Source organism: Synechococcus sp. R55.3, assembly GCF_047461975.1.
GTDB lineage: Bacteria > Cyanobacteriota > Cyanobacteriia > Thermostichales > Thermostichaceae > Thermostichus.
The window spans coordinates 1-4,161 of sequence record NZ_JANSIG010000134.1 but is presented as its reverse complement, the minus strand read 5'-3'; the positions used below and the strand labels follow the sequence as shown (position 1 = coordinate 4,161).

At 58.2% G+C, this 4,161-nt stretch carries 4 protein-coding genes, 1 rRNA gene and 1 pseudogene; 3 read left to right on the top strand and 3 right to left on the bottom strand.

The window, feature by feature from the left end; genetic code table 11:
* Nucleotides 1–206: pseudogene (locus NW849_RS13985) on the bottom strand (RNA-guided endonuclease TnpB family protein); the annotation flags it as partial.
* 236 nt (nt 207–442) lie between these two features.
* Here NW849_RS13985 and NW849_RS13980 point away from each other — a divergent pair.
* Entirely contained in the window at nt 443–1,903 is a 1,461-nt protein-coding gene (locus tag NW849_RS13980; RefSeq protein ID WP_414358411.1) for a pyruvate kinase, read from the top strand.
* On the opposite strand, the gene lptB is transcribed toward NW849_RS13980, so the two are convergent.
* The gene (lptB, locus tag NW849_RS13975) at nt 1,900–2,628 is read right to left on the bottom strand and encodes an LPS export ABC transporter ATP-binding protein (protein WP_414344406.1); all 729 of its coding nucleotides are present in this window, start codon (nt 2,626–2,628) and stop codon (nt 1,900–1,902) included. The genes NW849_RS13980 and lptB overlap by 4 nt on opposite strands.
* Nucleotides 2,629–2,855: 227 nt before the next feature.
* Here lptB and NW849_RS13970 point away from each other — a divergent pair, with 227 nt between their 5' ends.
* Together NW849_RS13970 and NW849_RS13965 are read left to right on the top strand one after the other, a co-directional pair.
* Nucleotides 2,856–3,161, top strand: coding sequence for a hypothetical protein (locus NW849_RS13970; RefSeq protein WP_414358409.1), 306 nt, complete (start codon nt 2,856–2,858; stop codon nt 3,159–3,161).
* Between the two features lie 167 nt (nt 3,162–3,328).
* Complete coding sequence (locus NW849_RS13965) at nt 3,329–3,820, top strand: pentapeptide repeat-containing protein (RefSeq protein ID WP_414358407.1); 492 nt, start codon at nt 3,329–3,331, stop codon at nt 3,818–3,820.
* Between the two features lie 219 nt (nt 3,821–4,039).
* Here NW849_RS13965 and rrf read toward each other — a convergent pair.
* A 5S ribosomal RNA gene (gene rrf, locus NW849_RS13960) occupies nt 4,040–4,156 on the bottom strand.
* Between the last annotated feature and the right edge of the window lie 5 nt (nt 4,157–4,161).

Here is a 4,161-nt window from a genome sequence, read left to right as displayed (position 1 = left end):
GCAAACTCCCCCCACACCTGCTTGAATTCGGGGAGTAGGTTCTGCTGTTCCAGGTAGGTCACCGTTCGGCGGTGGAGGTGGTACTCGGTTTCCCGATGGGCAATGCAAGCATTGTAAAGATAACAATGCAGACGACGAGCCTCGAACAAAGCTTTTTCCTGAGCTTTGCTGGGATACAGTCGAAAGGTCTGCCTTCTCGTTGCCATGGGTAGACACACTCTATCCCAGTTCTGAGTGCTTTATCCCCCGAACAACCGATCCGGTGGTGCTATCCATCCCCACCCTACAGAGGGTGGGGAATTCCGCACGTTTTGTTAACGACTCTAGACCGGAACGTCGGGGAACGAAAGGTTCATAGCCTCAATCGATCGATCTATGTCGAGCAAAAATGAGCCTAAGCCTAGAATTGGGCTTGGCAGGTTGCTTTCAGAAAGCTGCAAGCATGGCTCCCTCTTCCTCAGATCTCAAATGTTTGCTGGAGAAACTCCTGGAACTGCGGCGACAAGTTGTGGAGGGATCCCAGAGCTACTTGGCTGCTTGGGGCTGCCCTACCGTCCCCCCTCCGGCCATTCATAACCTGGCGCGGTATCTGGCTCTGCGACAACAGGATCTGCGCAGCCTGCAGTTGGAATTGGCCGCCCTCGGACTGTCGTCGCTGGGGCGATGTGAATCACGGGTTTTGGAAAACCTAGATGCTGTGATTGCCGTTTTGGCAGCAACTCAGGGCTTAGCCTATCCGGCGCCCAGCTATGAAGAGTTTTATGCCGGGGATACGGCACTTGAGCAGCACGCCGAGGCTCTGTTTGGCCGTCCTTCCCCCCATCGCCGCGCCCGCATCATGGTGACCCTGCCCAGCGAAGCCGCCGAGCAGCCTGAGCTGCTGTTGCAGTTGTTGGAAGGGGGCATGGACGTAGCTCGGATCAACTGCGCCCACGATGAGCCCTCGGTTTGGGAGAAAATGCTGGCCCATCTGCGCCGAGCTGAAGCCCAGACCCAACGGCCCTGCAAGGTTTTGATGGATCTGGCCGGCCCCAAGATCCGCACCGGCACGGTGGTCATGCCCCCAGATAAACCTAAAGTGTACCGGGGGGATCGGATCCTTTTGACTCCTGATGTCACCGAGGTCAACTCGGATATCTCCTGCCAAGTGACCTGTACCTTGCCGGCAATTTTGGGACAACTGCAGGTGGGGGCAACCGTTTGGATTGATGACGGGAAGATCGGCGCCCGCGTGGTGAGGGTCGAGCCAGCAGGAGTTGTTCTGGAGGTGGAAAAAATTTCCCCCCAAGGCAAGAAGTTGCGGGCCCAAAAGGGCCTTAATTTCCCCGATAGCCAGCTTCAGATCCAACCCCTAACCGACAAAGACTGCCAAGACTTACACTTTGTGGTTCGGCATGCCGATTTGGTGGGCTATTCCTTTGTCCAGAAGCCCGACGACTTGCACCTGCTGTTTTCTGAGCTGGAGCGGCTGGAGGCCCGGCCCGACTTGGGATTGATCCTCAAAATCGAAACCCAACAGGCCGTGAAAAACCTGCCTGCCCTCATTGCGACCGCCGCAAACCGCAGGCCCCTAGGGGTGATGATTGCCCGCGGCGACCTGGCTGTGGAAATGGGTTGGCTGCGCTTAGGCGAGATCCAAGAGGAACTCCTGTGGATTTGTGAGGCAGCCCGCGTGCCGGTGGTTTGGGCTACCCAGGTGCTGGATCAACTGACCAAGGAGGGTTTGCCCTCACGAGCCGAGCTTTCCGATGCAGTGATGTCCGCCTGCGCCGAATGCGTGATGCTCAACAAGGGCCAGTATTTGCTGGAGGCGGTCGCCCTCCTCGATGAGCTGCTGGCCCGTATGCAGACCCACCAACACAAGAAAAGCCAACGTCTGCGGGCTCTGTACTCTTGGCGCTAGAGGCGGAACTTCTCTCCTAGGTAATACTTGCGCACCAAGGGATCCGCTGCCAACTCAGCAGAAGTGCCTTTGGCCAGGATTGCCCCGTCGTTGAGGATATAGGCGCGATCGGTGATCTCCAGAGTCTCCCGCACGTTGTGGTCGGTAATCAACACGCCGATGCCCCGCTGCTTCAGCTTGGCCACCACCTCCTGAATATCCGCCACCGCAATGGGATCCACCCCCGCAAAAGGTTCATCCAGAAGCAGAAATTTCGGCCCGTGGATCCCAGCAGCCAAGGCACGGGCGATCTCCGCTCGGCGACGCTCCCCCCCTGATACCTGTAGGCCCAAGCTGTGGGCGACATGGGCGATGCGAAACTCCTCCAGCAGTTGGTTGAGCCGCTGCTGCCAAAGGCGACGGGGCACCCCTGTTTGCTCCATGATCAGCAGCAGGTTGTCTTGAATGCTGAGGCGACGAAAAATACTCGGCTCCTGGGCCAGGTAGCCGATCCCCAATTGGGCACGACGATGCATGGGCAGGTGGGTAATATCTTGGTCATCCAACCAGACATGGCCTCGGTTCGGCTGGATCAGGCCGGTCATAATGTAGAACGTGGTGGTTTTCCCCGCCCCATTGGGGCCCAGCAGCCCGACGATCTCCCCCTGCTGAATGTTCAGGCTGACGTCGCTCACCACCTCACGGCGGCCATAGCGCTTACAGATGTTTTCTAAGTAGATCTGCATAGGGCGCTGATCAATGCTCACCGATTCTGAAAGGGGCTTCTCGCCCAGACAGGGATCCTGTAGTAAGTGTCTCTCCCGAAGATGCCCCAAATCTTGCCCACAATCCAGAGAGATCTGAGCAGAATTGATCCCCTCAGGCTGACCCTGGAAGTCTTCGATACTATCATCATGACGGCGTACTGTAACTGGTTGCACCACCGCTTCAGGATGGGATCCCTGGCCTTCCCATGCTCCGCTGCCCAGACTGCTCTTGGCTCAACCCCGACTCCGATTATCGCTGTCGCCGCTGTGGGCACTTTTTGCGCCATCGCCCGCTTCCTGTTGCCGGGAAGGGATCCCAGCTCAACCCAAGAAGGCCAAACACCAACCCTGCCGACTGGCGGGAAATCCGCTGGGATCGCGTCCTGACTTCCTCGGCAATACTCGGGGTTTTGGTGGGGTTGGGGCAACTGTCTTGGCATTGGGTACAACCGCTGCTGAGAGATCCACCCCTTCCCAGTGTTGGCAACGGCCCGGCAGCTTCGGGACGATAGGACTCCAAACGCCATCGCGCCTTAAGAGAGCTTGTTATCAGGTGGGCCAGACAAACCTGTGGAGTGGCCGAAGTCGGCAGATGCCACTATCATGTGACCAACGCAGAACAACCCCGCTCTGCTGTGTCCCTTCACTTAAACCTTCAAAATTGCGAGGCTTGGTAACCATGAACCTCAATCTCAAAGTTCCCGCCATTTGGGCACTGCTGACCACGGCGGCCTTGGCTTCCACTGCCGCAGCCACAACCTACAACTCTTGTTTCATGCGCTACCTCACGGCTTCCCGAACCTGTCCTAATTGCCGCCTGGGATCCATTGAGCTGAGCAACTTGGATCTGGCGGAAGCCAATTTCAGCGGCTCCGATCTGATCGAGGCTAATTTGGAGCGCACCATCTTGACAGGTGCCGATCTCAGCCAGTCCTACCTGGTGGGAGCCAATTTGCGACGGGCCCAATTGAGCGGAGCCAACCTGAGTGGCGCTTACCTGGAGGGAGCGGATTTGCGGGGGGCCAACCTCCGGGGGGCCGATCTCTCTTCTGCATCCCTGTACGGCGCGGACTTGCGGGGGGCCGATCTGCGCGATGCCAATCTAGTTGGGGCTGACCTGCGCTTTGCTCGCACCTGGGGCGCACGCCTGCAGGGCGCCGTTCGGGAGTAGCGCAAGAGGCCGAGGTTACAAAAAACTGGATCCAAAGCCCCGCCCTTCCAGGGCGGCTTTGTGTAGCTTTGCTAGCAGCGGTAGGGTAGTCAACGGCTATAAAAGCTCGACAGTTTCCAACTAGAACACTGCACCCACACCTATCACCCTAGCCTGAGACGACCATAGCCGCAACTTTTACTCAGTAAATAACCCCCCGGTGATGGGGGGCGGTGGTGGGCCTGGCACCGAGCTAGGTTGCCAGCAGGTCGCCCTGCCAGTAGGTTCGCCGCTGATGCGTTTCACGTCCGAGTTCGGGATGGGTCGGCGTGGTTCCACATCGCCATAGGCACCAGGACAAT